General features: G+C 42.0%; 1 protein-coding gene and 1 pseudogene. One reads left to right on the top strand and one right to left on the bottom strand.

The features are described 5' to 3' along the window. Positions 1-147: 147 nt before the first annotated feature. Positions 148-1,251: pseudogene (locus F6K53_RS42735) on the bottom strand (transposase); the annotation flags it as partial. Between F6K53_RS42735 and F6K53_RS42730 the strand changes: the two are divergent. Then, positions 1,198-1,381: hypothetical protein (locus tag F6K53_RS42730; protein ID WP_293086662.1), on the top strand; the 184-nt coding region annotated here is incomplete at its 3' end. The pseudogene F6K53_RS42735 and the gene F6K53_RS42730 sit on opposite strands and share 54 nt — an antisense overlap.

Below are 1,381 nucleotides of genomic sequence, written 5' to 3'. Positions count from 1 at the left end.
CCTTTAGCCAGATTGTCCTAATTGCAATCTCTGCCAGCATTGGACCGTTTGTAGGGCAAAACTGGGGGGCGAAAAAATACCTCCGTGTCCATCAAGCCTTGCGTCTAAGTTTCCTATTTTGCTTATTGTGACTACTCCCACATAAAATCAAAGATTATGATGTAGGCTTCTCAAACTCACGAATGAGACTTGCTGTTCCTCAATATCCTGTATTGATTTACCACAGCCATTTAGCGGCAGTCCGACCGCCAATAATCCACGATTTAAGATATTAATACCACTGTTCCAATCACGGTCAATTTTGACTTGACAACTGGAACAACAATGAACACGCTCACTCAAACTTTTTTCAACCCTAGAACCACAATTAAAGCACTCAATACTTGTCCCCCGTGGGTTGACTTCCTGGACTAACAAACCGCGTCTTACCGCTACTGCTTGCAATATTTCCAGAAAACACCCCCAAGCCGCATCGTATATTGATTTTGCCAGTTTAGTTCGAGCGAGTCCTTTGATGTTTAAGTTCTCGTAAGTAATTAGCTCGTACTTGCTGCACAACCAATGAGCAACCTGATAATGAAAATCTTTCCGACACCGGGTTAAATGAAGATGTAATAAGGCTACTTTGTGTTTGGCTTTTTTCCAGTTATTAGAACCCTTGACACGGCGTGACATTACTTTTTGGGCTTGAGCTAGCTTGTCTTGAGCTTTCCGATAAAACTGAGGAATAGGTATTGCTTCTCCATCAGATGTAGTCAGAAATTTCTCTAAACCAACGTCAATACCAACGGCAGATTTAACTGAATCTACAGGTAACAGTTCAGGGACGGTATCATCTTTCATCGAAATACAACAATACCAGCCATCAGCTTTTTTGACGATAGTGCATTGTTGGAGGATGAAGCCTTTAGGTAATGGTCGATGCATTACGACAGGCATTGATCCGATTCGACTTAGCTTCAAAACACTATCAACCAGGTGCGCCCCAGCTTTAGAATTGTTGATCCTGGGAAATACAAAAGATCTAAGGTCTCCAGGTTTTTTAAAACGAGGTCTTCCCCCTCGTTTCCCACTTGCGTCAGGTTTCCTCCATCTGTCCCAGGCTTTATTAAGCCTTTGTAGATTGACTTGTTGAGTTTCTGCGTAAATTTTTTTGTATTCAGGAAACAGTTGTTTTGTTTCCTTTAGGGCTGCCTGTTGAGTGTAGTAATTTACCTCTTCTGGAATTTTACCAATCGGCTCACTTATCAAGCAGCATCCCTAGTTGCTGTGCCAATTGCAGCAGCAGTTTGGACTCTACCCCTGCAACTGTATGTTTTTCAAGTTGTTGCCAGCTACTCTATACCAGTTAGTGTTATTGCTACACCCCTAATTTCTATAA

Origin of the sequence: Moorena sp. SIO4A1, from assembly GCF_010672065.1 — a bacterium.
Lineage (GTDB): Bacteria > Cyanobacteriota > Cyanobacteriia > Cyanobacteriales > Coleofasciculaceae > Moorena.
The sequence above is the reverse complement of the archived record's forward strand: the minus strand, read 5'-3'. Positions and strand labels throughout refer to the sequence as shown.